This window comes from Streptomyces sp. NBC_01478 (assembly GCF_036227225.1).
GTDB lineage: Bacteria > Actinomycetota > Actinomycetes > Streptomycetales > Streptomycetaceae > Streptomyces.
The window spans coordinates 11498779-11525295 of record NZ_CP109444.1 but is presented as its reverse complement, the minus strand read 5'-3'; the positions used below and the strand labels follow the sequence as shown (position 1 = coordinate 11525295).

Below are 26517 nucleotides of genomic sequence, written 5' to 3'. Positions count from 1 at the left end.
GGGACACAGCGCTGCGAACGTAGACGAGGCGGCGGTTCCGTGGCGTGACCAGTGCCACGAAATAGCCGTATTCCAGTGATTTGTGACCATAGCCACAGCTCCCGAACTGCCGGGGATCGACCTGCGGATTTCGACAGAGTCGCCGTCGGCGACAGGGCATGGTGATCCAGTGAGCGACGACAACACGACCGCACCGGCCCCGCAACCGACCTCCGAGGAGAACCGGCACGCCAGTTGGTTGGAACTGTTCTTCGACCTGGTCGCCGTGGCGGGTGTGGCGCAGATCGCGCATCTGCTGCACGGTGTCCCGGACGTGTCCGACCTGGGCCTGTACGCGCTGCTGTTCCTGGCCTTCTGGACGGCCTGGATCTGCTTCACCCTGTACGCGAACGTGGCCTACGAGAACACCCACGTCCGTACGGTGCTGGCCGCGATGTTCGGCATGGCCGTCATGGCCGCGGCGGTACCGGGGGTGCACGAGGGGGACGACCGGCACGCGCGCGTGTTCGCCCTCGCCTACGTCCTGATCCGCCTTCTGGCGAGCCGTGCCTGGCAGCACCGTCGCCAGGTCCTTGTCGACTGGCCGGCCGCTCAGATGTCGCTCGGCGTGATCCCGTGGATCGTCTCCCTCTGGACGCACGATCCGATGCGCTACTGGCTCTGGGCCCTCGGTATCGCCCTCGATCTGTACGTCACGTTCGCGGTCTCCGCACGTGACATCGTCGAGCACCAGGAGGCCCGGAAACGCCATGACAAGCAATCCGCTCGGCGCGATTCCGGACGGGGCACGTCGCTCGCGCGGTCCCAGACGGAGCACCTGAGCGAGCGGCTCGGCCTCTTCGTGATCATCGTGCTGGGCGAGGGCGTCGTCCAGGTGGTCGAGGCGACGTCGGACGCGGAGTGGGACAAGAAGCTGTACATGCTCGCCGTCGCGGCCTTCTTCCTGCTGGCCATGCTGTGGGCGTTGTCCTTCGGGCACGGCTACGCGGGGGTGCCGCACCTGGCGGCAGGGGTGCTGCCCGCCCGTGCGGCGCTGCCCCTGCACTGTTTCGTGTCCGGTTGCCTCGCCGCTCTGGCCGCCGCGCTGGGAGCCGCGGCCGAGCACCTGGAGACGTTGCCGGACGCCACCCGGTGGCTGTTGTGCTCGTCGCTGGCCGGGTACTTCCTGCTCAGCGGACTTGCCTGGCTCGGCCGGGCCGGGCGGGAACGGCGGTGGCTGCTGTCCGTGGCCCTCCCCTGCTGCGCGCTGCCCCTGCTGCCGGCCGTGTTCGGCGCACAGGTCCGTACCGTGACCGTGGTCTGGCTGCTCGTCCTGATCACCCTGTGGCCGATCCTCTACGAGCGATGGGCGGCGAAGTCGTCGAAGTCGCCGGTGGGGACCGGGACTTGAGCCGTGGGGCGAGGTTGTACCGGCGGCGCGGACTCGGGCAGGCCGACTTCCCCGCCGCCAGGAGGAGCGGGACGACCAGAAGGAGTCTCCGGCATGATCGACTGGGTGCCTCTCCGTACCGGAGCACGACCCGTCCCCTCGCCCGTGGCCACGCCACTGGTCTGGGCCGCGACGTCCGGCGGCGCCTTGGTGCTGGTGGCACTGCTCAACGCGCTGACAGGTCCCGATCGGCCCTCGCCGGCGCTCTCCGTGTTCTCCGTGCTGCTCGGCCTGTGCGCCCGCTTCACGGCGGCCCCCGGTACCGCGGTGCTGTGCCGGCTCTTCCTCAACGGCTTCGCCGTCCCGCCCGCAGGCACCCTCACCTGGGCCGGACACCGCGACGCGTTCTGGCTCGGCTGCCTGTTCACCGCCGCCCTCGTCGGCACGGCCCTGGCCCGCCTCCTTCACGCCCGAGCCGCCTACCGCCGTCTCGCCACGGACATCGGCGGCTCGACGGAGACCGGATCATGAACGGTGTGGCCGCTCACCGGGCAATACCACCGCGGGGCCGCCCAGGGCGGCCTCCGCGGGCAGGCCACTCGGTCGAGTGATGGGCCACGGCATCGCCACTGCTCATCGACCCGAAAACAGCCGTTTCCGGGCTTCATGGCCAGATCCCTCCTATCGTGGAACGACACAGTGACCCTCGGCGTCGAACGGGCAGGCCATGCAGGATCCGGAGATCGACTACGCGGAGATTTTCCGCGCCCTGCCCGGCATGGTGGCGCTGCTCACCCCCGAGCTCGTCTACCTCGATGCCAACGAGGACTTCGAACGCCTGTCGGGACGTAAGCGCGAGGAACTGATCGGCCGCTACATCTTCGACGTCTTCCCCGAGAACCCCAAGGACCCGGCGGCGGCCGGCATGCGCGAGACCCGGGAGTCGATGCTGCGCGCGGCGACCACCGGCGAGCGCGACACCATGGCCCTGCTCCGCTACGACATCGAGGACCCCCAGGGATCAGGCCGCTGGGTGGAGCACTTCTGGAGCCCGGTCAACGCGCCCGTCCGCGGCCAGGACGGCAAGGTGACGCTGATCGTCCACCGGGTCGAGGAGGTCACCGAGTTCGTCCGGGCCTTCGGCGGCCGTGCCGACGACAAACGAGCCCGAGTGCTGGAAGCCGAGCTGTACACCCGGGCCCGCGAGCTGCAGGAGGTCAACGAACGCCTGCGCAGGGCCCACGCCCATGAGCGCGAAGTGGCCCTGACCCTCCAGGCGGCGATGCTGCCCCCGCCGCGCCCGGTCGGCCACCACCGGGCGGCCGTCCGCTACCGGCCCGCCGTGGGTGCCCTGAACGTCTGCGGCGACTGGTACGACCTGGTCGACCTGCCCGACGGCGGCATGGCGGTCGCCGTCGGTGACGTCGTCGGGCACGGTCTGCAGGCCGCCTGCGCCATGGGCCAACTGCGCAGCGCCCTGAGCGCGGCCTGCCGGGTCGCAGACGGACCGGGCTCCGCCCTCGAGGCCCTCGGTCTGTACTCGCGCTTCGTCGAGGGCGCCGAGTCGGCCACCGCGGTGACGACGTTCATCGACTGGGACGACCACGCCATCACCTATAGCTGTGCGGGCCATCCGCCCCCTGCCCTGCTCGCCCCCGACGGCACGGTGACCTTCCTCGACCAGGCCACCGACCCGCCCCTGGGCGCCAGACCCGAGCATGTCGGCCGGGTGGAGACGAGGGTTCCCTTCGCCGAGGGCGCCACCCTCGTGCTGTACACCGACGGACTGATCGAGCGTCGTACGGAGGACATCGACCGCGGCCTCGCCCGCCTCGCCGACTCCCTCGCCCTCCACCGAGACGCGGAGCCCGAGTCCCTGGCCGACGCCCTGCTCGCCGATCTGCTCCCCGCCGAGGGCAATACCGACGACACGGCCCTGATCGTCCTGCGTCTTTGACGGCACGTCCGATCCGGGCAGGGGCCGTACGTTTGGCCTGAACTCGTGGCCCGGCGAACCGCCCGCCGGCCCTGTGCGAGTGCGGCCAACGAGCGTGGAGAGGCGCCCCGTTCGCCGGTTTGGGAGGTGCCCGTCTCAGCCTGTCCACAGCTTCCCCGGCCGATTGTCAGTGATCGCCGCTAACGTTCCACTTGTCGTCGCACAGATGTCGGGGCATCCCGGCTGAACTGTGCTTTCTTCTGGCTGTGTTGATGTGGAGGCGGGGGCATCGTGGGTTGGCTGTCGGCGGGTGACGGGTATGAAGTCGCCCTGGTGGAGGGGCGGGTGGCGGCTCGAGCCACCGGGGGCCGGGCAGCGGGGCGGCAGTTGAAGTCCCTGCCGCGCGCGCTCAAGGACCACCCGGAGGTGGACCGGCTGCGGCGGTTCGCCGAATGGCTGGATCGGCACGCCGCGGGATGCGTCGCACAGGTCGACGCCTGGATGGTGTCGTCGCTGCCCGTCCCCACCGGCCTGCTGGTCCGCGTGTGGCCGGACGAGGCCTGGCAGTCGGCCCTGCGCGACCTGGCCGTGGTCGGCGACGACCCCGACGAGGTCGGTTTCCTCCGGGGCACCACCGAGGACGGCGAGCTGCGGGTGGTGAACCTCGACGGCGAGACGGTACGGCTGTCCCCGCGCACGGTGACCCTGCCGCACCCGGTGCTGCTGCCGGACCTCGACGACATCCGGGAGTTCGCGGCGGAGTTGGGCATCGGCCAGCGCGTCGAGCAGATCCACCGGGCCACCTGGCGGCGCCCCGACGAACTCGCCCCCAAGGCGACCGAGGTACGGGAGTTCGCCGGCGGTTCGTTCCGTTCCCGCTTCGCCCTCGCGGCACGTGCCAGCTCGCTGGGCTACCGCGTCTCCGGCGGCTATTCCACGGCCCGGGTGCGCGACGGCGGGCGCACCGTCGAAGCCTCCGTGTGGATCGGGGAGCCGTACTGGGAGGACACGGTGGAGACCGGTGGCCTCAGTTGGCAGGACCAGGACGGCCGCGCCCTGCCGTTGCGCGAGGTGGGCCCGGTGGCCTGGTCCGAGGGGATGCGGATGGCGGCGGCGCTGTACGCCGGGCGTGACATCGAGGAAGGCAAGAACGCATGAGCGGGGGGACGCAGGTGTCGTACGAGGACATGCTCGCGGCGGGCGCGGTGCTGCCGCCGGACGCGGAGGGGGCCGGTGAGCGGGCGGTGCCGCTGACTGCGCGCGCCTATCGCCATCCGGGGCTCGACGACCGGGTGGTGGTGCGGCTGGTCGCGGGTGAACTGGGCGCGGCGGAGGACCTCGCCGCCGGTTTCCTCGGCCTGGAGCAGGCCGCCGAACCGGCCGTGGTGGGGCTGGGGTTGCGACAGTCGCTGGGCTTCCCGGAGTGGGTGCTGGTGCACCACCCCGAGGACGGACATCACGCGCTCGGTGTCGTGCCGGACCTGGAGCGGGCGGCCCGGCAGGTGAAGTCCCGGCCCAAGGCCGCCCTGGACGCCTACGTGGAACTCGGCGCGCGACTGGCAGCCTCCGTCCCGCACTTCCTGCCGACGTTCTACGAGCAGGCGGGCCGGGTGTTCCTCGCCGAGGAGAACGCCACCTACGCGGCCCAGTTGTTCACCCGGGCCCGCAAGGCCGAGGCGGAGCACGGGCTGGTCATCGAGGAAGACCGCCTGGACGCGGTGTTCCTGGAGTTCGCGCTCGCGGGCGCGCTGCCGGTGAAGGTGCTGTCCTCCTACGGCAAGGAGTTGGGCGCCCGGGTGCCGGCCGAGGAGGCGCTGCGGCGCTTCACACGGCTGTGTCTGCGCCGTACGGCGGGCGGTCTGCCGCCGTCCGCGCAGATGGCGGGCGACCTGCGCAAGCTGGCCCGGGCCGCGGGACAGGACGCCGACCTCGCCGAGCAGGACTACCTGTCCGAACTGCTCGGTCTGCCGGCCACCCTGCGTGCGGCGGCCGGCTGGTGGAAGGGCCACCGTGCGGCGCTGGTGGCCCTGGCCACGCGGGACCGGCAGGTGCGCGGCACCCTGCTGGACATGCTGCCGGCGGGCTCCGACGACGAGATGCCCGCGCTGTGGCTCCAGGTGCTCGAGGACTCCGGTGCCACGGCGGGGCTGTGGGACGCCGCCCTGCCGGAGGAGGAGCGGCCGCGGGACGGCACGGCGGGCTGGCTGGAGCGCTTCCTGACGTTCCGGGAGCGGGCCCGGTCCTGGCGCGGCTCGACCCGGATGCCGGAGCTGTACCCGCTCGTGGAGCGGGCGGTGGACCGACTGCGGGCCGAACTCGCCGCGTCCGGCGGCGCGTTGAAGGTCACGCACGACATCGATCTGATCGATCTGCTGCTGTCCCTGGACATTGCGGTGGCCGCTCCGGAGCGGAACGACGGTCTGCCGCTGGAGCAGTGGGCCCTGGGCGAGGGGCACCGGGACCTGCTGTTCCTGGGCGCCGACGCCCGGTTCCACGACGCCTTCCTGAAGGGCGCGGACCGGTTCAGCAATGACGAGCAAGGCCTGCGGGCCATCCGGCTGTTGGCGCAGTCGCCCGGCTGCCGTCCGCTGCTGGCCCAGTGGGTGCGTACGGTCGTGGAGCGGTTCACCGCGGTCGGTCTGCCCCAGTTGCCCGACGCGCTGTCCCGCCTGAAGTGGCTGCCCTCCGAGGCGCTCGCGCTGGCCGAGGCGGACGTACGCGCGGCGGTCGCCACCGACCTCGCCCCCGTGCTGGCGCGCACCCTGCGCGCCGGCCTCTTCGACGAACTCGGCTGGCCCGCCTGGGAGGACGCGGCGGCCTCCCTCGTACCGAAGAGCCGGGTGGAGGACCTGGTCGTCGCCGACGCCTGGCCCCACCTCGTGGTGGCCGGCGAGGCCCAGGCCCGCGTGATCGGCGCCGAGGGCACCCTGCTCACCCACGACCTGCGCGTCCCCAAGGACGACCGGTACGGCGACCCCGGCTTCCACCACGTCGACGGCGAACTCCTCGTCTACTGGAACAGCCGCAACGACGGCCTGCGCGGCTACTGGCACACCCGCGCCGACCGGGTCGAGAAGCTCGAAGGCCCGCGCGGTACCCGCGGCACCGAAATGGACTGGTACAAGGGCAACTTCCCCATCTCCCTGCCGCTGCCGGGCGGCGGCCGGACCACCGGCCGCGGTGTGCTGCACGCCGGGGACACCACCGTGCCCGAGGAGCGTCCGCTGCTCTTCGACGGCTCCGCCTATTGGGTCTGGCAGGCGGATTCCGAGGACCGGGAGGCGCACGGCTGGTACGAGTACGACCCGGCCACCGACGAGCGCGGACGCATGAGCCGGCCCGCCTTCCTCGCCGACGCGCTGCGTGACGCCCCCGCGGGCAGCACCTTCGCCGGGGGTCGGCTGCGCCCCTCCCCCACGACCGGCGCCGCCCCGGCCTGTGCGCCCGTCGACGGTCTGGTCGGCCTGCGCAGGCTGGAACTCCCCGACGGCTCCACGCGTGTCGAGGATCTCGCCGGACACACCCTCACGCTGCCCTCCGACTCGGGCCGGCCGTGCACGCTGGTGATGTTCCCGGGCGCCGAGCGGCCCACCGCCGTCGTGCACAACGGCTGGCAGCTCGACCTGGTCGACGCGGACGGCGTCGTCACCGCCTGGGCGAAGACCGACCGTACGGCGGGCGTCTTCGGCGAGGGCTCCCTGCTGCTGCCGCCGGTGCAGTACTGGGAGTGCCTGACCCCGCGCGACCCGGAAGGCTCCACAGGACTGCGGCGGATCGACCGGGACACCACCGCCGCCCTGCTGTCGGCCGCAACCGACCAGGAACCGGAGGCGCTGCCTACCGCGATCCGCGCGCTGCTGTCCGTCACCCACCCCGCCCTGCTCGCGGGCATCGCCGGGGTCGTGCGGTACGCGGCGGCCCAGCAGGCGGTCCTGGACGCGGCGGCGACCCGGCTCACCCTGGCCCTGGAGGGCGGCGTGGAGGACGAGGGTCCGGCCGGTCCCACGGACAGTCTCCTGCGCGACGCGATGAGCGGTCTCGGTGCGTCGAACGGCTACTGGTGGAGCCGTGACGACCAGTCCGACACCGTCTTCCGCGCCCTGCGGGTGCTGACCCGTGCCGCCGGCGCCGCAGCGGAACCGTCCGATGGCCGGCTCCACCTCGACGGACCCGAACTGCCCGCCGGGCAGCCGGAGTTGCGCACCCTGATCGGGCGGATGACGGCCCTCGCCCACCGGGCGGCAGCCGGCACCACCGCCGACGAGCACCGCGAGGCACTGCGGCAACTGCTCGCCGGATTCGAGCAGTTGGGGCTGGGACAGTCCGGAGTGCCCGCTCGCTGGCGCACGGTGACCCTGCACCTGGACGCGCACCGGCTGCGGCCGGCCTCGGGCGACTGGCGGGAGGGTTCCTGGAACGGCCTGCTGCCGCTGGCGGACGGCGCCTTCGTCGCGGTGACCGAACACGGGTCCCGGGACGACGACGGCTGCGACTTCACCGGTCTGTTCCACGATCCGGCGGGACGGTTCGCCGCTCCGGAGCCGTACAAGGTCCTGGCCTGTGACCCGATCGGCGAGGACGGACACGCGGGCCGGCTCGGTGCCTTCCTCGCCGCACTCGCCGAGCGCGGTCCGGCACCGTGGTTCCCGGACGCCGCCGAGGAGTTCGCCCGGCTCACCGGCGTCACCGAGACCATGGCCCGGCTCGTGGTCGCCGGACTGCCGGGAGTCGACGCCTACGAGCGGACCTTCCTCAGCACCGAGGCGCGCGCCCTCATCGGGGTGAAGGTCGCCCCGGCGGCGGTCGCCAAGGACGAACTCCGTGGCATCGACAGCGCCGTCCGCGCGGCGGTCGTGGCCGCTCTGGTGCCCGCAGACCCGGTCCGGCTGTGGACCGAGGGCCCGGACGTGGCGACGGCCGCCGCCGTCTGGAACGACAGGCTCGGCCGGCGTCCCGCGATACCCGAGGACCTGCTCAGCGACGCCATCCGCGCCCTCAAGCACGCGCCGTGGCCGGTACGGGAGGCGCTGGCCGCGCTGCTGGACCCGGCCCGTGCCCCGGAGCTCAGCCGGGACCTGCGGTGGGAGGTCAACGGCGACCGGGTGCGGCCGGTCGGCAACGACACGGCCGGGTTCAGCACGCAGACCCTGGTCGGCTCGGTCGGCCTCGCCGCCTGGCTCGCCCACCGGCTGCCCGCCGGCGACCCGATCCGGGCCGCGCTGCCGCCCGTGCTCACCGCTCTGCGCCAACGCCTCGCCGCCCCGGGGCTCATGCTCGACCTCGGCCAGTACATCAGCCTCCCCGCGTTCCGGAAGACCGCGGGCACGCCCACCGAGACCGGTCCGGGTTTCGAGCGCTACGGCGCCGTCGTCCTCGCCACCCACGACGACCAGCCCGCCCCCGGCATCCGCGTCGACCTCCTCGACGAGGCCGGACAGGACCCCTACCTGCCCGCGACCCGCGTGGGCGACCAGCCGTACCCGGCCGAGATCGCCCTGCGCCTGGTCCGCGACTCCCGTTTCGCGGCCCTCCTCGCCGACCCCGGTGAGCCGATGGCGGGCGAGTGCGACAAGGACTGCACATGGTGGCCGCAGGACCCGGGCCGCTCCGTGCCCGACCTGGTCACCGAGGCGGCCAAGGAGTACGGCCTCGGCGAGGACGCGGCCACGCTGTATCTGATGCTGCTCGCCATGCCCGACCCGACCGACCGCACGACGGCCCGGTGGACGGGATGGAAGCCGGCCCGTCTCAAGGCGGCCCGCGCCGAGCTGGCCGCCACCGACCTGGTGGTCGGGGCCACCCGGACCAGGGCCGGGCGCTCGCTCTTCCTGCCCGGCGGCTGGGCCGAACAGCCGGCTCCGCGCGTTCCCCTGGAGCGCTGGAAGCTGCCGCTGTTCGACATCGTCGACGGCGATCGTGCGTCCTTCGGCGTGATCGTGCCGACCGAACCGGTCGCGGACCTCTACCGCAGAGCCTGGCAGCGGGTCCGGGAGGGCGACGCTCCCCGGTTCGAGGAGCTGAAGGTGCGCCGGGGGCGCCGCCGCTGACGGACGCCGTACCGGGGCGTCGGACTTCACCGACGCCCCCCTCACCAACGACCAACAGACCTACCCAGCAAGGACTTTCATGACCCCGACCGACACGGCGACGGCCCTGCCCGACCGGCAGACGCTGCCCGCCGAAGAGCGCCACGCCACCGAACTCGCCTTCCTCGCCGCCCACGACGACGGCCCGCGCCCGCCCGGCTGGCTGCTGACACCCCGATCCGTCATCACCTTCGTGTGCGGCAGCGCCGGCGAAGCCCTCAAGCTGGCCAAGCCGCACGAGACACTGCCCCGCGAACTCGTCATAGCCCCCAAGTTCGTCGGTGAACGCGCCCTGGTCGAGCGGTGCGTGGTCACGCTCGCCGGGGAACGCGGACTGCTGCTGGTCGGTGAGCCGGGCACGGCCAAGTCGATGCTCTCGGAGCTGCTCGCGGCGGCCGTCTGCGGCACCAGCGCCCTGACCGTGCAGGGCACCGCGGGCACCACCGAGGACGCCCTGCGCTACGGCTGGAACTACGCCCTCCTCCTCGCCCAAGGACCCACTCCCCAGGCGCTGGTGGACTCGCCCGTGCTCGCCGCGATGCGCTCCGGACGGGTGGCGCGCGTCGAGGAGATCACCCGCTGCCTGCCCGAGGTGCAGGACGCGCTGGTGTCGATCCTCTCCGACCGCCGGATGAGCGTGCCCGAGCTGTCCGGCACGGACGCAGCGCAGGTCGCCTCAGCCCCCGGCTTCACCGTCATCGCCACCGCCAACCTCCGCGACCGTGGCGTGTCGGAGATGTCCGCCGCACTCAAACGCCGCTTCAACTTCGAGACGGTGCACCCCATCGCGGACGTCGACGCCGAGACCGCGCTCGTCAAACGACAGGCCACCGCGGCCGTCGAGCGGGCGGGCGCGGCCTTCGCCGTCGACGACGCGGTGCTCGACGTCCTGGTGACCGTCTTCCGTGACCTGCGGGCCGGCCGCTCGGCCGAGGGCTGGGACGTGGAGCGTCCCGGCACGGTGATGTCCACGGCGGAAGCGGTGCAGGTCGCCGTGTCCCTCGGGGTGGCCACCGCTTATCTCCCCGTCGGCGACACCCTCGACCTGGTGCCCGGTCATTTGCTGGGCGTGGTCCGCAAGGACGATCCCACCGACCACGCACGCCTGTTGGGTTACTGGGACGGTCCGGTGCGCCGCCGCGCCGAGGACGGCTCCGCGACCTGGCGCCGCCTCTGGGACCTGCGGGAGAACCTTCGGTGACGACCGCTCAGGACCCCAGGACGGCGCTCGACGCCCTGGCCGACTCCGTGGCGCCGTACCTGCTGGGTGTACGCCACCACAGCCCGGCGCTCGCCGCCGCCGTGCCCGCGCTGCTGGACGCGGCCGGCGCCGAGGTCGTCTGCGTGGAACTGCCGACGGACTTCCAGCCGTGGCTGACCCATCTCGGCGCACCCGGGACCGTCGCACCGGTCGCACTCGCGGGCGCCGGTCAGGACGGACGGCTCGGCTTCTACCCGTTCGCCGACTTCTCCCCCGAACTCGCCGCGGTCCGCTGGGCGCGGGAGCGGGGAGCGCAGGTCGTCTGCTGCGATCTGCCGATGGCCGATGCCCGCTGGCACGCGGAGGCACCCCTACGCGCCGAGGCGGCCGACCGCCCGGCGCCGGTCTCCTTCGCGCAGGCGCTCACCGCGGCCGGGACGGGCCGCGACGGGGACGACCTGTGGGACCGCAGCGTGGAGGTTCTCGCCCCCGGCTGCACCCCCGAGTCGCTCCGCCGGGCCGCCCTCGGCGTCGGCTGGGCGCTGCGACAGGACGCCGAGTCGTCGGGCGGCGTACCCGCGGTGGACCTGGCGCGCGAGGCGCACATGCGGGAGACGATCGCCCTCGCGGCGGCCGGCGGACGCCGGGTCGCGGCGGTGATCGGCGCCTTCCACGCCTCGGCGCTGGCCGACAGCACAGAGGTGGAGGGGACAGCACCGGTGTTCCCTGGGGAGCCCTCTCCCGTCACCACCTCCCTGGTCCCGTACGCGTTCGATCTGCTCGACTCCCGCTCCGGCTACCCGGCCGGGATCCGCGACCCGCGCTGGCAGCAGGCGGTGTTCGGCGCGGCGGGCGACCCCGAGCTCCTGTACGACGCCGCCGCGCGAGCCATCACGGGCGTGTGCCGGGAGTTGCGCGCGGCCGGGCACACCGCCGGGACGGGCGAGGCCCGCGAGACGCTGCGCGTGGCCTGCGACCTCGCCCGGCTGCGCGGGCTCCCCGCACCGGGCCGGGGCGAGGTGCTGGAGGCCCTGACGTCCGTGATGGGGCAGGGCGAGCCGCTCGGCCGGGGCCGTGCTCTCGCCCGGGCCCTGGAAGTGGTTCTGGTGGGTACCGATCGCGGCCGGGTCGCGCCGGGCACCCCACGCTCCGGGCTCGGCCTTTCCGTCGAGGCCGAACTCGCCGAGCTGCGGCTGCCCGGTCCGGACGATCCCGATCGGCGTGAGCTGCGCCTGGACCCCCTCCGTTCGGCCCTCGACAACCGACGCGAGATCCTCCTCCGGCGGCTCGACGTGTGCGGGGTGGGATACGGCGAGCCGGTGGAGGTGGCCGGTACGGGCGACGCCGCCGCACTCACCACCCGGTGGCGGCTGGCGTGGGTGCCCTCCGTGCCCGTCCGGCTGGACCTGGCCGGGGTGCGGGGCGTGACCGCCGCGCTGGCTGCCGAGGGAACGCTGCGGGAAGTCTTCCGCAGGGAGTCGGCGGAGGGCGGCCCCACAAGTGCCCTTGTCCTGACGGGACTTCGGGACGCCGCCCGCTGCGATCTGCCCGCCCTGGTCGCCCAGCGGTTGGCCGAGGCCGCCGAGGTGCTGCCCGCCTCCGCGACGCTCCCCGAGATCCTCACCGGCCTGGATCTGCTGGAGGCACTGCGCCGGGGCCATCTGCCCGGCGCCACGCCCGAAACCGGCCGGGCGGCGGGCGTGCTCGCCGCCGATCTTCTGGAGTCGGCGGTCAGGTCGCTGCCGGGTCTGGCGGGAAGCGACGACGCGGGGGAGGCGGCCGCGCTCGTCGCCCTGGCCGCACGCGCCGGTGAACACCGCCTGGGACTGCGCATGGACGAGGCCCTCGGCGGCCTCGCGCGCACCGGCTCGCCCCTCGTCCAGGGGGCCGCGCTCGCCTGCCGGGTCCTGCTCGACCTGGACGACGCCGACACGCTCGGCGCACGGGCCGCCGGTTGGATCGATGCCGCCACCGGCCCCGACGCACGGCACGCGCTGGCCCGCAGACTCGCCGGACTGCTCACCGGGGCCGCACCCCTGCTCCAGTCGGCGCCGACCGCGCTCGACCCCCTGCTCGACCGGGTCGACACGCTCACCGACCAGGCGTTCCTCGACCGACTGCCCGCCCTGCGCGGAGGCTTCGACACGCTCTCTCCGGCGGGCCGCGACCGCCTGCTGCACACGGTCACGGAAAAGCTGGGCGACCGTCTCGACCTCACCCTGGCCGCCTCCCCGCGACTGCTGGCCCTGTGGGCGGCGGCGGACGAGGCCGGCCGTACGGCGGTGGAGGCGCTGCGGTCGACGCCCCCGATACCCCAGCCCACCGACGCTCCGGATCCCGGGACCACCACCGCACGCCCCGTGCCGGCGCCGGACCCGGCGATCGACGACGTACTCCGTCTCACGCCCACGGACCGCTGGCGCCTGCTCCTCGGCAGCGAGAGCGACAAGTTGCCTCCGGGCGCCCGCCGTTACGCGCACGCGCTCGACGAGCTGTACGGCAGGGGCCGCGGCGAAGGCTCCTCGGACCTGGGCCGGGACACCGGTCCCGGCGGCGGACAGGACGCCTCCTTCCCGACCGCACGCGAGTGGGCCGAGGAACTCCAGGCACTGTTCGGCGCGGAGGTGCGCGAGGAGGTCCTCGCACGCGCCGCCGATCAGGGACGCAGCGACGTGCTGGCCGAGCTGGACCCCAACTCCGTACGTCCCTCGGTCGATCTGCTGACGTCGGTGCTGTCGCTGGCGGGCGGGATGCCCGAGCAGCAACTGGCCCGGCTGCGCCCACTGGTGCGCAGACTGGTCGACGAACTGGCCAAGGAGCTGGCCACCCGGATGCGGCCCGCGCTGAGCGGACTCGCCACTCCTCGCCCGACCCGCCGTCCGGGCGGCCGGATCGACCTGCCGCGCACCCTGCGGGCGAACCTGGCCCATGCCCGCAAGAGGGCCGACGGCAGCACCCTGGTCGTACCGGAACGGCCGGTGTTCAGCACCCGTTCGCGCAAGGAGGCGGACTGGCGGCTGATCCTCGTGGTCGACGTGTCCGGGTCGATGGAGGCCTCGGTGATCTGGGCGGCGCTGACCGCGGCCGTGCTGGGCGGAGTGCCCACGCTCAGCACGCACTTCCTGGCGTTCTCGACGGACGTGATCGATCTGACGGACCGGGTCGAGGACCCGTTGTCCCTGCTGCTGGAGGTGCGGGTCGGCGGTGGCACCCACATCGCGGCCGGTCTGGCCCACGCCCGCTCCCTGGTGACCGTGCCCAGCCGGACCCTCGTGGTGGTGGTGAGCGACTTCGAGGAGGGCTACCCACTGGGCGGGCTCCTGGGCGAGGTACGGGCGCTCGCGAGTTCCGGGGTGCACCTGATGGGCTGCGCCGCTCTGGACGACACCGGTACCCCGCGCTACTCCGTGCCCGTCGCGCAGCAGCTCGTCGCGGCCGGCATGCCCGTCGCCGCCCTCAGTCCCCTCGCCCTTGCCCGCTGGGTGGGCGAACGCCTCCGCGGAGAGTCCCGATGAACCCCCAACTGCCCCCGGTGGCACCCGAGGTGGCCGCTGCCGCCGTGGAGGCCCTCACCTCCCGCCTGCGCAAGAAGCTGGACGCGGCGATCGAGACGTACGTGGCCGCGCCCGTCACCGTCGAGGGCGCCGTACGACGGGTGCGGTGCGGTGAGGACGCGGAGGTCGTCCTCACTCCGGGGCCTTCCGGAGCGGTCACGGATGCCGAACAGGCCGTGTGCAGTTGCCTGTTGGCGCCACGGTGCCTGCACCGCGCCGCCGTGCTCGGCGCCTGTCCGGTGGCCGACGCGGAGACAGCCGTAGCGCACGCGGAGGTCGAGTCGCCGGCGCAGGACACCGTCCAGGCCGCCGTCCGGGTGCCCGGAGCAGGCGCCGCGGCATCGCCGCAGACAGGCCCGACGGACGCGCAACTGGCCGCCGCCCGCGCACTCTGGACAGCCGCGGCCGCGGTGCTGGCCGCCGGGGTGCCCGCAGCGGGCGCGGTGGCACAGGCTGAGGTGCTGCGCGCCTCGCACACCGCGCGCCTCGCCGGGCTGCACCGCGCCGAGGCGGCGGCGCTGCGAGTGGTCCGTGGAGTGCGGGGCGCCCGGTCCCGTCATGACGGCCACCGGCTGACCGACCTGGTCGCCGCCCTACGTGAACTCCTGCTCACCACAAGCCTGTTGGCGGCAGCCGATCCGGCCCCGGCGCTGGTCGGAACGGCCCGCCGCGCCTACCGGCCGGAAGGCTCGTTGCGCGTGCACGGGGTGTGCCGGGAGCCGGTGATCTCCGCCACCGGGTACGGCGGCGTGGTCACCCATCTCATCGCCGACGACGGGCGCTGGTTCAGCGTCGCGGACGTGAGACCGGGCGGAGTCGCCCGTGCGCGCGGAGCCGCCACGGCCACCGTCGCGCTCGGTTCGGGCAGTCTCGACCATGCCGGACTCTCCCGTGGCGGGCTGCTGATCTCGGGGGCCACGCTGTCCTCGGACGGGCGTCTCGGTGCCGGCAAGGGAGTCCGGGCGACGCCGGTCCCGGGCCTCTCCTGGACATCGGGCCCCCTGGCCGCCCTGTTCGCCCGGCCGCTCGCCGAGGCCGTCGCGGCCCGGCTCGGGAGTGCTCCGGTGAGCGACCCGGAGGAGGCCGAGCGGACGGACGGTGAGCTGATCGGCTGTGATCTGGTCATCGTCGGAGTGGTCGACCACCAGTTGCTCGCACAGGAGTCGGTCCCCGGCCGGGCGGACACGGACGGCCTCCTCGTCCGCCTGCTGCCGTCCAACAACCACCCCGACCTCGCCCACACCGCGAACCTGCGCCGACTGGCGTCCCGCCCCGGGCTGCGGCTGCGCGTCGTCGGCCGCCTCGACCCCGATCGCGCGGCCACGCTCCGGCCACTCGCCGTCGGTCCGCTGCCGGACGAGAGCACGGCGACCCTGCGTCTGCCGACGGAGTGGCTGGGCCATGCCGATCTCGGCTACGACCGCATCGAGGGCATTCATCTGCCGCCCGCCGACGCCCTGCCGGAGACGCCCGGGCTCATCTCCGTCCCGCCGAACCCGGTGGCCGAGGCGCCGTTGTGGCGGCTGCGGCGGTTGGTCGAGGTCGCCGTGTCCGGCGGGCGCCGGGCCGCCGCCGAGCCCGCGCGCGACGGCGACCGGTCCGGGGCCGTCGTAACGCTGCGGCGAGCCGGTTTCCGGACGGCCGCGGACCTGTCGCACGCCCTCGCCTCGGAGGCGGACCGGCGCGGCCGCGATGTCTTCGGCCGCACCGAGGAAGCCGACCCGGACGGCTACGCACGCGCCTGGCTCGCCGCCGCCGTCTACCTGACCGGCACCGAGCGGGCACTGGTCCGGGCCACGTGGCAACCGTCGGACAGCGTCTGACCACCGGACCGATTCCCTGGAAGGTGACCGTCGGAGGGAGGCAACCGGATCGAGCACTCGTCCGGCGCTCCGTACGACCGAGCCGGGTCGGCGTCCACCCCGGATGGACGCCGACCCGGCCCCGAGCGCCCGCGACACCGCCGACGGGCGGGCACGGGCGCGGTTCGTCACCTCACGTCGACGAAGTCACCCGCCGCCGTGGACGGTCCGGTGGTGGCGGTACCGGCGAAGACGAAGCGGAAGTAGCCGTCGGACTTGGCCTTGGTCGTGGTCTTCAGCGTGCCGGCGGCGCCGCTGGTGACGGTCTTCAGCGTGGTGTAGACCGAGCTGCCCTTCTTGCGGAACTGCAGTTTGACCGGCCGGCTCTGGTAACCGGTGTAGGTGCCGCTCTCCCAGTTGGCGCGGGTCAGCTTCCCGGTGACCGTGATCGTCCTGCCCTTCTTCACCGGCTCGGGCGAGGCGTTGACGGTCACCTTGGCGGCCCTCTTGACACTGGCCGTGCCGGAGACGTCGATCTCCGTCCACTCGTCGGTGGTGTCCTGCGCCCCGGCGAGCACATTCCAGGTACCGGCGACGGCGTTGTGGTCGAAGTCCCGCGCCGCGTCGACACCGAAGCTCACCTTGCACGTGGAGGTGGTCGGGTCGGCCGACGACACCACGCATGTTCCCGTCGGTGGGTACAGCGGCAGGTTGCCGTCGGCGTCGTCGGTGTTGGGACCGTGCCACAGGTGGGCCCAGGACGCGACGACGCCCTGCGGGTCGTGGGCCGTCCACGTGATCGTGATGGTCTTTCTGGTGGTCAGGCCGAGCACGATGTCCTTGCCACCGTTGACCACGACGTTCGAGAACGTGGTGTCGTCGGCAACGGCCGTGTCCGCCGCGTGGGCGGTGGCCGGAAGCACCGATGCGGAAAGGGCAGCCGTCAGAAAAGCAACGGCGACGGTCGGGCGCATGCGCATGAAGTCCCCCCTCGGGACGATGGGTTCGCCGCCTCCCCGTACGACGAGACCTGATGGTGTGTCATCGGTGGCTAGACCCATGAGAGCCGGTCCCGGTTGCCCTGCTCTTCGAACCAGTGTCCATACGCCGTCGATCTCCTCGCCGCGGCAGGCCTGGTGGGGCCTGTTAATCGCGTTGTGAGTGCAGGGGCCCGGCCATAGGGTCACTCGCATGTCTGTACGTCTTCGCATGCGCCGAGCCCTGCCGGAAGCGATGCGCGCCGGTGACAAGGCCGCGGTCAGCGCGCTTCGGGCGACCCTTGGCGCGCTCGACAACGCCGAGGCGGTGCCCGTGGAGGAAACCGAGCTTCGCGGTGTGGCGCTTGAGCAGTCGCCGGTCGGCGCCGGTGCCACCGAAGCGGTTCGGCGTGAGCTGAGCGAGCGGAGTGTGGTGGAGATCGTGAGGGCGGAAGCCGCCGAGCGACTGGAGGTCGCGGCACAGTTGACCGCGCCGGCGCACACGCAGCGAGCCGCACGGCTCCGCGCCGAGGCCGCCGTGTTGCTCAGCTTCCTCGACGGGCCGGCCACCGCGTAGGAGGACAGACGGCTCCCGCGTCACACCCGAAGCGACCCATGAGGAGGACGGGGAGAGCGGACAGGGACGTCGAGCACAGCGCGCGGACGCCCCTGACTCCCGATCAGTCACACGTGAGCGTCGGCATCCCCCAGTCCCCGTGGTCGTTGCCGTTGCCGTCGCCCGCGTCACCGACCTTGAGGTCGATCACCTGGGCGCCGCTGACGTCGACGTCGATCGGCACCGCGGCCTGTTTGCCGTGGATCGTCGGCGTGGTGAGCAGGGTCTTGCCGTCGGCGATCACGGAGAAGGTCACCGTGCCCGCACCGCCGGTCTCGTCGTCGACGCCCACGTCCGCCGTCAACCGCGAGCACTGTCCGGCGAGGTAGAACTCGACATCGCTGACGGAGTTGGTGCCAAGACCCTTGGCGTAGCCGACGCCGGCGATGGTGATCGGACGGCCGTCACCGGCCGCCTGTTCGCCGACGCTGGTGTCCCGTTCGACCGGGCCCCACCCGTTGGTGGACGACAGGAACGACAGTGCGCTCACATCGCTCTTCCCGGCCGGTGGAGCCGGCGGTATCCCGCGGACGATGCGCTCGTCACCGCCGACGGCCTGCCGTCCGTTCTGCCGGTAGTGCACGGTGGCGGTGAGCGCCGAGGCCGACGGCAGTGTCCCGGCCGGCGGCTGGACCTTCCAGGTGAAGGCGGCCGATGCGCCGGACCGCAGGCGCTCGACCGACGTGGGGCTCGTGGCACTCACGCTCCAGCCGTCGGGCGCGGAGAGCGACGCCGTCACTCCGGAAGCGGACGGTCGGTCCTTCGGCACCCGCACCGTCGTCCGGGCGGTGAAGGCCTCCCCCGGCTGGGCGGTGTCCGGCACGTCCAGGGTGACATCCGCTCCCGGACGCTTCGGCATCGCGTAGGTCCGGGCGTCGTAGCGCGGGCTGTCGTTCTGCGCGACGCGCAGGGACGAGGCGTAACTGCCGTAGTCGGTCAGGGAGACCTTGCCGAGGCCGCCGGTGCTGCCGTCGAGGTTCCACACGGCGATGGCGATGCTGTTGTGGCCGTTCGGGTTCAGGATCCCGTTGGGGACCGGGAAAGTGTGCTGCGGGCCGAGGTAGTTGACGTAGTTGCCGACCTGCCAGCCGTTCACGAAGATCGTGGCGCGGTACTTGCGGGCCGGGTCGTCCGTGAACGTGAGCCCAAGTGACGTGTCCTGACCGTGCGGCAGGTCGAGCTTGGCGTCGGTGCGGTACCAGGAGACACCAGGAGTCGTGTCGGTCGTCGGGAGGGAAACGCGGTTCCAGTCGGCGTCCGGGTAGCCCGGCAGGGACCAGCCGGCCCGCTCGCCGTAGAGGCCGCCCGTCGACAGCGGGCCGCGGACCGTGTCCTGGAGGTCCTCGCCGCCCCGTACGCCCTGGAGGCGCCAGGTGACGGACGTCAGCGGCGCGCCGACGAGGGAGGCGCTGGTCAGGCCGCGTGCGGTCTTGTTGCCGTTGGTGGAGTTGTAGTCCTCCTCGTGCCCCATGTTGACGGTGAGCACGGAGAGGACGTTGTCGCCCGTGGACTTCACGGAACCCGCCGGGAAGGTGAAGTCACCGCTGCCGGTGGTGGAACTGCCCAGGAAGGTGCCGTTGAGCCACGCGGAGAACGCCTGGGCGCCTCCCCCGGAGTCCGACACCAGGTGGATGCCGGTCTCCTTGCCGCCGGCGCGGAAGCGGCCGCGGTACCACGTGTTGCCGGTGTGGAAGCCGTAGTCGTCCGCGTAGAGCACCGGCAGCGAGTTGGCGCCGGAGACGCTGTTGGTGGTCGCCTTGTCGGCCACCTGCCAGGTTGTGTCGTCGAAACCGGGGGCCGCTTCGGGGGACTCCTCGGCGTGCTTCCAGTTGGTCAGCGTCGGGAGGTGTATCGGGGCGGCCACCGGGATCTTTGCGGTGAGGCTTCCCGTGTCGGTGGCGTGGGTACCCAACGCCCGGCCGTTCCAGGTGACTTGGGCGGCGGAGGTGAACACCTCGATGTTCTTGTCGTCGGCGTTGTCACCGGTGAGCGCCACGGTGCGGCCGCCGTGCAGGCTGGTCGCCGTCCGCAGCAGGTGGGTGCCGCGCACGAGCACCGGGCCGCTCGCCGTGTCCTGGCGCCAGAAGGTCTTCGCCGTGGCCTTGTCGCCGACGAGCAGGAGCAGCGGGCGCTTTCCGCCGCCGCTGATGCTGATGCGGATCAGGCCCTTGTGCGTGTAGTTGAGGCGGAGGTCCCCGGTGGCCGGGTCCCAAGTGGTCGCGACCGTCCCGCCGTTGGCGGTCACGGTGGGCTCGGTGGCGTAGCGCAGGACGGTCTCGCCGTCGCTGTCCTCGTCGCCGTAGAGCACGGCGACGTCCCGGTCCCCGATGGTCGCGTCGGTCATGATCTCGGAGGTCGAGTACTGCAACTGCGCTTCGCCGAGGCGGTAGTTGGCCACGATCACGTGTGAGTCGCGGCCGTCGAGCGTGATCGCGGTGCCGGGCTGCTGCGGTACGACCGGGTAGGTCGGATCCGTGGCGGCGTCGCCCGTCGGCACGTCGATGGCGTCGACGGCCACGTAGTTGTCCGTGGATCCCGAGCCGTGGTTCCCGGCGACGACGATCTTCAAGGTGTGCGCGCCGGGGGTCAGGCCGGTCTTCTGGAAGAGCACGGCCTGGCTCTCGCTGCCGGAGTCGTCGACCGTGGCCGTCTTGGTGCCGTCGAGGTAGACGTCGGCGTAGCCGTGGTTGTTGGTCTTCGAGCCGATCCAGCGGATCGCGGTGCCGTCGAAGGGGACGGTGAGCGAGTCTCCGGCCTTGTTCGAGAACGACTCCGTGTGCCGGTAATCGCCGCCGGTGTAGCTCGTGTTGGCCACGTGCGACCACGAACCGGCGTACTGGAGCGCGGAGTCGGGGTCGTCCCAGGTGTAGGTGGTGTCCGCGGACGGCTGGGCGTTGAAGTCGAGCGAGATATGGGTCTTGTCCACGGCCGTGGACGTGGAGCTCCCGTGCCGCAGGACGTGGAACTGCGTCTTGGTGTCGGGGTTCATCCGGGCCGTGTCGACGATCGCGGAGTCGTCCGGCGGTGTGGCCCTGATCGCCTCGGTCTTCGTCAGCGGGGCGACGGCCTGCGTGAAGTACCCGATGAGCTTGTCCTCGTAGTACTTCGGGTCGAGTTGACGGGTCTCGCGGATCGCGGCCCCGTAGTCGTACGACGTGTAGTTCTGCGGCATGCCCAGCCAGCCCCAGTTGGTGCCGCCGTAGGTCATGTAGAAGCTCTGCGCGGTCGCGCCCACGGCGATGTTCTGCTTGTAGAACACGTTGGCGAACTGGTCGTTGATCAACTGGGCGCACTTGTCGTAGCCCGGTCCGCCCCACGGATCGAAGGCGCCGCCCTGGAACTCCGGTGAGTACAGCGGTTTTCCGGCCGGATGGTCGTAGCTGATGTCCGGGACGCCGTTCCACTTCGAGGGGTTGGAGCAGTCGAAGCCCTGGGGGTAGGAGTCCGGGCCGTCGACGTCCAGGGCGCCGGTGCCGGCGTTGAAGGTGCCGTTGTTGTTGCCGGTCAGCGGGACGGTGATGCCGTCGGCGCGGGCCTTGTCCTCCAGGTGCTGCATGTAGGAACGCCCGGCGGCCGAGCCGTTGTAGTACTCGTTCTCGACCTGATAGGCAATCACCGACCCGGTGCCGTTGGTCAGTTGGTGGCGGGCGATGATCCGGTCGATCTGTGTCAGCCACTCGTCCGCGTACTTCAGGAACTGGGGGTCGTCGCTGCGGTTGTTCCCGGCCTTGGTGGTCAGCCAGCCGGGCAGGCCGCCGCTGTCGACCTCCGCGTTGATGTACGGCGCCGGGCGGGCGATGACGTAGAGGCCGGCCTCCTGGGCCATGTCGAGGAGCTTGTCGACGTCCCGCACCCCGGTGAAGTCGTACACCCCCGGCTTGGGCGAGTGGTATCCCCAATCGAAGTACAGGGAGGTCGAGTTGAAGCCGGCGGCCTTCATCTTCTGGAAGATGTCGCGCCACAGGTCCTGGCTCGGGAGCCGGAAGTAGTGGAACTCGCCGGACCACAGGTAGGTGCGCTTGCCGTCGACGAGGAAGGAGTAGCCGTCGAGAGTCACGGTGTGCGCCTGCGGACCGACGGCGGACGCCTGCTCGCCGACGTCCTGCGCCGCCGTGGCCGGTGCGGTCATGCCCGCAGCGAGGGCGATGGTCGCGGTCGCCGCGAGAACCGCCCTCCACCACCGACGCCGACCGGGTCTCGCACCCTCTGAACCGTTCCGACTACCCCGCACGGCGGCCTCCAGACCGACTGGGCGAACAGCATCAAACAGACTCAGGCAAAGTCGAACAGTAAGGGTGTGCAGGGCGCACCACAATGGGGCGGGAGAAGACAGTTGAGAGGTCGCACCAGCCGACGTACCGCGATCGCGCCACACGAAACCGGCCGCTCACCCACGGCGACGAACCGTGGACGGGCGGCCGGTTCCTTTGGTCGTCAGCCGTCAGCCGGTCGGCGTGGTGTCCGAGGGCGTCGGCGACGGGGTGTCGGTCGCAGTTCCGGTGCCCTGGCAGTCGGGGAGTGACAGACCGTCGGGGCCGCCGGTGAGCGCCGTGGCCGTGACCCAGCCGGTGCCGCCCGCGCTGAGGAGCAACTCGGCCCACAGGTCACTCGTGTAGCCGTGGGCCTGCACCGACTCGCCGTGCGTCATGCACACCGCCCGGTACTGGGCTCCCGGCTCGATGTGGCTGGTCTGTTCACCGGCCGTGCCGGGGTCCGTGCGCACGGGCGCGTACGCGGCGGCCTCCACCGGGGTGGTCCCTGGCGCCGGAGTCTCGGAAGGATCATCGGTGCTGCTCGGCGAGGGCGAAGGCGACGGCGACGGTGCAGGCGCCGTCGCCGCGACATACACCGTCGTCGGCGACCGCCGGCTCACCGTCACGTGGTCCCCCGGCCCCGGTGCACCCTCGTCGACCGGAGGCAACCGCACCGCGTCGGCCGAGCCCTCGGTCGGGATCACGACCCGTGCGACGGTGCCCTCCGTCACGCCGTCGGCCGGCTCCGCCGTGTACTGGACCTGAAGGCAGTCGGCCGTCAACTCCGCGACGGTGTCGGTGACATCGGCTCCCGCGGACACCTCGGGGAGCGTGATGCCGATGGCGTCGGTTCCCGCGCAGGAGGACGCCGTGCCGGACGGCACGGGTGAGTCCTGTTCCTCGGTGTCGGCTATCTGGACCTGGGTCACGCTGCCGGGCTTGGTGTGCGTGGCGTCGACGACGATCGTGCCGCTCTTCGCCAGAGCGAGGGGCTGTCCGTTCAGGGCGGGCTGGACGCTGCGGCCCTTCGCCGCGATCTTGTAGAGGGAGTAGACCGAACTCGCGCTCCCTTCCCTGTAGTTGGCGGAGTCCGTATATCCCGCGTATGCGGCGTGGACCGGCCCCGTGGTCCGGTCCACGAACGCGCTCTGGTCGGCTGCCGTACCCCCTACCAGATGCCGGATGGCCGCCACGAGATACGGCTTGGGGTTGCCCAGCTCCTGCTGGAATCCCGACACCGACACCTCGCCCAGCGGCGTGACGATCGACGCGTCCAGGCTGACGCTGATGCGCCCTGACGAGTCGATCGTGAACGTCACCGGCAGGAAGTTGGGTTTGAAGGAACCCGACGCCTCCCCGCCCGGCTTCTTGCAACCGGTGACCACCAGCGCCGCGAGCAGTACCGGCACGAGCAGCCTCACCATGGAACCCCGCATACGTTCCCCCCGACAACGAATCCCGATCCACGGGTCGTACGCCGGGCCGTGCACACCCGGTCACACCCGCGCCCATGGGCTGTTCGACCAGTGTGAATTCGCGGCGGGACCGGGTCTTCGGGGCAACCACCCGTCTCGAGACCGGTGTTCTCAGTGCTGGCCCTGATGCCCTCGCCCAGGGGATCAGCCAGCATGAGGTCATGGGCCGCAGCGTGCTTGTCGTCGACGACGATCCCGCCTACCGAGCCGCCGTGCGGGCCTTGTTGGAGGTCGACGGCGAGTACGCCGTGTCGGAGGCCGCGTCGGCCTCGGCCGCCGTCGCGGAGATCGCCCGGGGCAACCGGCCCGACCTCGTGCTGCTGGATCTGGGGCTCCCGGGCGAGGACGTGTTCGCCGCCGCCCGGGAGCTGAACGCGCTGGCGGCGGACGTGGTGATCGTGCTGTGTTCGGTGCGTGCGGCCGACGAGTTCGGCGGGCGCATCGCCTGCTCTCCGGCGGCCGGTTTCCTGGCGAAGGCGCGACTGTCGGCCGCCGCGCTGTCCCGCTTCACGGCCGAATCCTGAGGCGCATGCAGCGGCGCCATACAGATCAACCAGACACACCAGTCAGACAGATCGGTCGGACTGCAGGTACGTGAGGACGGCAAGGACGCGCCGGTGATACTCGCCCTCGCTCTCGTCGGGAAGTTCGAGCCGCTTGAAGACACTGCCGACGTGGGTCTCGACTGTCTTGACGCTGACCACGAGTTGGCTCGCGATGGCCGGGTTGGTCAGTCCCTGGGCCATGAGTTTCAGCACCTCCAGTTCCCGCGCGCTGAGCCTCGCCAGACCGCCGTGCCGGTGACGGCCGTTGAAGAGGAGCCGTAGCACCTCCTGGTCGAACTCGCACTCCCCCTGGGCGATGCGGCGCACCGTGTCCAGGAAGTGTTCGTCGGCCACCCGCTCCTTGAGGAGATAGCCGACGCCTCTGACTCCGGAACCCGTCAGCTCGGTGAGATGGGTGACCTGGACGCTCTGGGAGAGCAGGAGAATTCCCACGCCGGGATGGGAGTGCCGGATGTCCACCGCGGCCCGTAGGCCTTCCAGCCGTTTCGTGGGCGGCATTCTGATGTCGATCACCGCGAGGTCGGGTTCGGTGCGGGCGACCGCGGCGCGCAGCGCGTCGCCGTCGCCGACCTGGGCGGTGATCCGGTGCCCTCTGCTCTCCAGCAGCGCGGCCAGCGCGGACCGGAACAGCCTTTCGTCGTCGGCGAGCACGATGCGCAAAGGGCGTGTCCTCGCTGCGTCTGCCTTCGATGTCCACTCCGGCGGCGTTCCCGAAGCCGTCATCCTCGTCCGTCCTCCCCCTCGGCCGGAGCCGCCCGCCCGGAGCGCGTGTCCTCGGAACCTGTCGGCCCGGGGCGTCCGGTCACCAACTCGGCTGCCACGACCGTCCCTTGACCCGGCACGCTGGTGACCGTCATCGCGCCGTCGAACACCGCCACCCGGTCGCGAAGACCGAGCAGCCCGGTGCCGGTGTCCGGGTCGGCACCGCCGACGCCGTCGTCCGCGACCGTGAGACGCAGCACGCCGTCCTCGTGCCGGACCTCGATGCCGATGCTCGTCGCGTGGGCGTGCTTCAGGGCGTTGGTGACCGCTTCCGCCGCCACGAAGTACGCGGTGGCCGCGAGGGGCCGCGGCAGCTCGGGCACCGCTGTCGCACTGACCCGGACCGGACAGGGGGACCGGGCGGCGATCATCTCCAGGGCCGCGACCAGTCCCGTCTCGCTGAGGACCGCCGGGTGGATCCCGTGCGCGAGGTCGCGCAGTTGGTCTATGCCCTCGCCCATCAACTCGGCGATACGGTCCAGCAGTTCGGCCAGGTCGACTGGTTCTGCAAGCCCCGGTTCGGGAGCCCGCCGGTTCGCCACCTGCTGGCGGGCCAGCCGCAGCGTCACCAGCGCGGTGACGAATCTCGACTGCGCTCCGTCGTGCAGGTCGTGCTCGATCCGCCGCCGCTGCTCGTCGCCCGCCTCGACGATGCGGGCGCGGGACGCACGTACCTCGGCCAACTGCGCCCGCACCTCGGCGGCGAGCCGCTGGTTGTCCAGTTCCAGGGCCACCGCCGACACGACCGCCTCCAGCACGTACCGGTCCTCGCGCAGCGCCGGGTCGTGGAGCAGGACACCGACCCGTCGGCCGTTCCGCTCCAGTGGGCTGACCTGCTGTCCGGGCGCGGCGGTGAGCGTACGGCCCTGGCTGTCGACGTATCCGGCCGCGTCCGGGGCGGGGAAACCGACCTGTACGGAGCTGTCGCCGAGGGCTCTCGCGAGCGCGTCCCGCAGTTGTTCCTGCGAGGCGAGTGGCATCCGGCGGAGCAGGTCGGCCACGGCGGTCCGGCCCATCCGGACGTGCCACACGCCGGCCAGGAACGCCAACGGCAGCAGAAGTACGGCCACATGCGCGATGTTGATGAGGGGCGTGTGGGTCCACGAGGGCCCGGTCCCGAGCATCCCGTCCAACGCCGAGGCGAGACCGCCCACCAGACCGACGGCGAAGAGCGGGGTGAGCACGCGCCGGGCCGGACGTGTGGCGGTCGTCCAGCGCACCAGCAGTACGGCGACCACCGCTCCGCTCATCACGAACTGGACCGCGTCGGTCGCCTGGCGCAGCCACTCCACGGGGTGCACCAGCAGCAGGTTCTCCACGACCGAGGTGGAGAACAGCACGCTCACCGGCATCAGCCCGAAGGCCGTCAGATATCCGGCACCGGCCAGCACCCGGTCGGTCCGCGATCTCAGCAGGCCGTCCGGGAACATCAGCAAGAGCGGGACGAGGAACCCGCTGGACGCCGAACGCACCAGCAGGCCCACGGTGTGCACGACCGGATCCGGGCTGATCTGCAGGTCCTCCGCGAACCAGCCGATCCCCACCAGCAGCATCATCAGCCCGACACGGTTGCCGGGCCGGCGCAGCCGCGCCAGCAGCCCGGCGCCCAGATACAGCCCGCCGACCGCTCCCGAGAAAAGGATCGTGGTCGTGGTGGCGTACCGGCCCGGTGCGGTCACGATCAGTACGTACGTCCCGAACGCCGCGCCGGACAGCGCCAGCACCACCGCCTCGCGCCGGGCCGACAGCCGCCGGATCCGCGGCGACGGCGACGGCGTCCACCGCACGTCCGCGGCACCAGACAAATGAGCCGCCCCCTCCCCCAATGACGCGACTACTCAGCGTAGCGCCGAAGCGGCGGCTTCCGTGGCGGAATCCGAGTATTCCGGTAACTCCGTCCAGAGAAGGGCGAGTTGCGAC

General features: G+C 72.2%; 15 protein-coding genes. 10 read left to right on the top strand and 5 right to left on the bottom strand.

The genetic code is table 11. The annotated features are described in order from the left end of the window. The first annotated feature begins 169 nt into the window (after window positions 1–169). From OG223_RS51170 to OG223_RS51135, 8 genes are all read left to right on the top strand, one after another. Window positions 170–1390, top strand: coding sequence for a low temperature requirement protein A (locus tag OG223_RS51170; RefSeq protein ID WP_329264571.1), 1221 nt, complete (start codon window positions 170–172; stop codon window positions 1388–1390). A 93-nt stretch (window positions 1391–1483) separates the two neighbouring features. After that, on the top strand, window positions 1484–1900 hold the full coding sequence (locus OG223_RS51165) for a hypothetical protein (RefSeq protein WP_329264569.1): 417 nt from the start codon (window positions 1484–1486) through the stop codon (window positions 1898–1900). Between the two features lie 196 nt (window positions 1901–2096). After that, window positions 2097–3326 (top strand): PP2C family protein-serine/threonine phosphatase, encoded by a 1230-nt coding sequence (locus tag OG223_RS51160; protein ID WP_329264567.1) that lies wholly within the window; start codon window positions 2097–2099, stop codon window positions 3324–3326. A gap of 270 nt (window positions 3327–3596) precedes the next feature. Then, window positions 3597–4463, top strand: a complete 867-nt coding sequence (locus OG223_RS51155; RefSeq protein WP_329264566.1) for a DUF4132 domain-containing protein — start codon at window positions 3597–3599, stop codon at window positions 4461–4463. Next, window positions 4460–9352, top strand: coding sequence for a DNA-binding protein (locus OG223_RS51150; protein ID WP_329264564.1), 4893 nt, complete (start codon window positions 4460–4462; stop codon window positions 9350–9352). The genes OG223_RS51155 and OG223_RS51150 overlap by 4 nt, the downstream gene beginning before the upstream one ends. 79 nt (window positions 9353–9431) lie before the next feature. After that, window positions 9432–10592, top strand: coding sequence for an ATP-binding protein (locus OG223_RS51145; RefSeq protein ID WP_329264562.1), 1161 nt, complete (start codon window positions 9432–9434; stop codon window positions 10590–10592). After that, window positions 10589–14107, top strand: coding sequence for a vWA domain-containing protein (locus tag OG223_RS51140; protein WP_329264560.1), 3519 nt, complete (start codon window positions 10589–10591; stop codon window positions 14105–14107). The genes OG223_RS51145 and OG223_RS51140 overlap by 4 nt, the downstream gene beginning before the upstream one ends. Continuing rightward, window positions 14104–15969: a hypothetical protein gene (locus OG223_RS51135; RefSeq protein WP_329264558.1), complete on the top strand. Its 1866-nt coding sequence runs from the start codon at window positions 14104–14106 to the stop codon at window positions 15967–15969. Before OG223_RS51140 ends, OG223_RS51135 begins: the two co-directional genes overlap by 4 nt. A 167-nt stretch (window positions 15970–16136) precedes the next feature. On the opposite strand, the gene OG223_RS51130 is transcribed toward OG223_RS51135, so the two are convergent. Further along, window positions 16137–16928 carry a hypothetical protein gene (locus OG223_RS51130; RefSeq protein ID WP_329264555.1) on the bottom strand — a complete coding sequence of 264 codons (792 nt, stop codon included), beginning with the start codon at window positions 16926–16928 and terminating at the stop codon, window positions 16137–16139. Window positions 16929–17181: 253 nt separating this feature from the next. Here OG223_RS51130 and OG223_RS51125 point away from each other — a divergent pair, with 253 nt between their 5' ends. Beyond that, window positions 17182–17502, top strand: a complete 321-nt coding sequence (locus tag OG223_RS51125) for a hypothetical protein (protein WP_329265896.1) — start codon at window positions 17182–17184, stop codon at window positions 17500–17502. Window positions 17503–17605: 103 nt separating this feature from the next. On the opposite strand, the gene OG223_RS51120 is transcribed toward OG223_RS51125, so the two are convergent. After that, window positions 17606–21670, bottom strand: a complete 4065-nt coding sequence (locus OG223_RS51120) for a beta-galactosidase (RefSeq protein ID WP_329264553.1) — start codon at window positions 21668–21670, stop codon at window positions 17606–17608. Window positions 21671–21982: 312 nt separating this feature from the next. Continuing rightward, window positions 21983–23218, bottom strand: coding sequence for a hypothetical protein (locus OG223_RS51115; RefSeq protein ID WP_329264551.1), 1236 nt, complete (start codon window positions 23216–23218; stop codon window positions 21983–21985). Window positions 23219–23430: 212 nt separating this feature from the next. Here OG223_RS51115 and OG223_RS51110 point away from each other — a divergent pair, with 212 nt between their 5' ends. Further along, window positions 23431–23793: a response regulator gene (locus OG223_RS51110; protein WP_329264550.1), complete on the top strand. Its 363-nt coding sequence runs from the start codon at window positions 23431–23433 to the stop codon at window positions 23791–23793. 42 nt (window positions 23794–23835) lie between these two features. Here OG223_RS51110 and OG223_RS51105 read toward each other — a convergent pair whose 3' ends face one another. Then, window positions 23836–24495, bottom strand: coding sequence for a response regulator transcription factor (locus OG223_RS51105; protein WP_329264548.1), 660 nt, complete (start codon window positions 24493–24495; stop codon window positions 23836–23838). A gap of 59 nt (window positions 24496–24554) precedes the next feature. Then, the gene (locus tag OG223_RS51100; protein ID WP_329264546.1) at window positions 24555–26384 is read right to left on the bottom strand and encodes a sensor histidine kinase; all 1830 of its coding nucleotides are present in this window, start codon (window positions 26382–26384) and stop codon (window positions 24555–24557) included. Window positions 26385–26517: the final 133 nt, after the last annotated feature.